2 protein-coding genes are annotated in these 2,410 nt (G+C 31.5%); both read left to right on the plus strand.

From position 1 onward, the window contains the following. Positions 1-491 precede the first annotated feature (491 nt). On the plus strand, positions 492-1,631 hold the full coding sequence (locus COZ07_RS08115) for an ABC transporter substrate-binding protein (protein WP_406608062.1): 1,140 nt from the start codon (positions 492-494) through the stop codon (positions 1,629-1,631). 264 nt (positions 1,632-1,895) lie between these two features. After that, positions 1,896-2,410, plus strand: a 515-nt coding sequence (locus COZ07_RS08120; protein ID WP_406608073.1) for a branched-chain amino acid ABC transporter permease, incomplete at its 3' end; no start/stop codon positions are given.

The raw sequence follows: 2,410 nt of genomic DNA on the forward strand, positions 1-2,410 counted from the left end.
TAGTTCTAAATTATACCTTTTTACTGTTTTTAGGTAGTCCACTTTTATCTTTTAAATCATTAAAAAACAGTCCAGTTTTATCTTTTATTTGACAATAAAATTCTTTTGCTTGACAGTTATAATTATATATGCTAAAATTTTAAAAATTAAATATATAAATGGAAGTGTGCCTAGGGTTCCGTTTTTAAACAAAAAGTCTGGACCAAGCGGCACAAAGCATTTTAATGAAAGTTTAATGCTACACTTTCGGGATAAAAGCCTGGAGGATAGGTTCCATAAATTAAAATTGAACCAATCTTTCAGGCTTTTTTATAAATAAAAACAGAAAAAGTTACTATATAATTTATTGTGTTTATTTCTAAAATATTTTTTGCATTATTTTATTCTGTTTTTAATAAAGGGAGGTGATTACATCTAAAAAAATAGAGTTTGGTTAGATTTTAGGTTACGGAAATTATTTAAATACATATTAATTAAAAGGAGATCTAAAAATGAATAAGAAATTGCTAATTTTATTAATTTTAGTGTGTTTTTTATTTTCTGTTTCAGTCGCCTCGGCAAAATTGGTTAAAATTGGTGGAGTCGCTTGCCTGACAGGGGGTGCAGCTACTTATGGAGCTTCTACTAAAAATGGTTGTTTATTAGCCTTTAAAGCAGTAAATGCTGAAGGCGGAGTTGACATCGGAGGAACAAAATATTTAATCAATTACATTTTTGAAGATGACCAAGGTTCTGCAGAAGTAGCCGCTAATGCCTTTCGTAAGTTAATTGACCAAGACGAAGTAGTAGCCATTATTGGTTCAGTAATGAGTAAATGTACTTTAGCCGGCGCTCCTATTGCTCAAGATGCTGGCGTTCCAGTTATTAGTCCAACTTCTACTAATGCCCAAGTTACTCTTACTGGCGATTATATTTTCCGAGCCTGTTTTATTGATCCCTTCCAGGGTGCTGTAGTTGCTAATTTCAGTTATAATGACTTAAAAGCAAAAACTGCAGCAGTTATCTTTGATAATGGTAATGACTATACTAAGGGAATAGCTGAAGTCTTTAGAGAAAGTTTTGAAAAGTTAGGCGGCAAGGTAGTGGCTTACGAATCTTTTACTGATGAAGATAAAACTACTGATTTTTCAGCCCAATTAACCAACATAAAAGCGGCTAATCCGGAGGTAATCTTTTTAGATGCCTACTATTCCGCTGCTGCCCTAGAGGCAAAACAAGCCCGCGCTTTAGGAATAACCGTTCCTTTTGTAGGTCCAGATGGTTGGGATTCAGCAGAATTTCCTAAATTAGGTGGAGAGGCAGTAGAGGGAGGACATTTCTGTACTCATTATTCAGCTGAAGACCCCAGACCAATTGCGCAGAACTTTGTAAAAAAATACACCGAAACTTATGGACAAACTCCTGATGCCTTAGCTGCTTTAGCCTATGATGCAGCCTTAATTTTAATTGATTCTCTACAAAGAGCCGGTTCTACAGATGGCGCGGCAATTAGAGATGCTATCTTTGCAACTAATTTAGAATGTGTTTCAGGCCAAATTATTTTTGATGAAAATAGAAATCCTATTAAAAAGGCGGCAGTGCTTAAAGTGGAAAACGGTAAATTTGTCTTTGTAAAATTTGTCCAGCCATAAAAAGATAAAAATATCTAAAAATATATTATAGATATTTAATAAACTTTCTATAACAGGACATTGCAAAAAGCAATGTCCTGTTATATTATATAAAACAGTAAAGATATTTTCTAAAAAATTGGGAAGAATATGACTAAAAAACAATTATCTGATTCTATAAATAATAATATATTGACTTACAATAAATTGACAAATTGGAAAAAATACGTTTTTATTTCTGTAATTATTCTATTTTTTTTATTTTTATATGTTTTATCTTTTGGAATTAAAGTTTTCTTACAACAATTAGTAAATGGAATCCAATTAGGTAGTATATATGCCTTAATTGCTTTAGGTTATACTATGGTTTATGGAATTGTTAAACTTATTAATTTTGCCCATGGTGACCTTTTTATGTTTGGCGCGTATATCTCTTATTTCTTGGGTAACTATTTTATTGCGCATAATTTTCATTATTCTTTTATAATAGTTTTGATTTTTTCTATGGCATTCACTGCCTTACTAGGAATGACTATAGAAAGAATTGCTTATAAACCTTTAAGATTTAAACCAAGATTAGCGGCTTTAATTACTGCTTTAGGTGTTTCTCTATTTTTAGAGAATTTTTTTGCCCTTTCTCCTGAGAATATCCCTTTTCCCTTAAATAAAATTGTATTTGGCCCACGGTTCCTTCCTTTTCCTGCCTTAATTTCCGATAAAACCTATAATCTAGCTGGAATCTCCATTAATAACATTAAGATTTTGAATATTATAATAACTGTTATTCTTATGATTTTATT

The organism is Candidatus Infernicultor aquiphilus, assembly GCF_002784285.1.
Taxonomy (GTDB): domain Bacteria; phylum Atribacterota; class Phoenicimicrobiia; order Phoenicimicrobiales; family Phoenicimicrobiaceae; genus Infernicultor; species Infernicultor aquiphilus.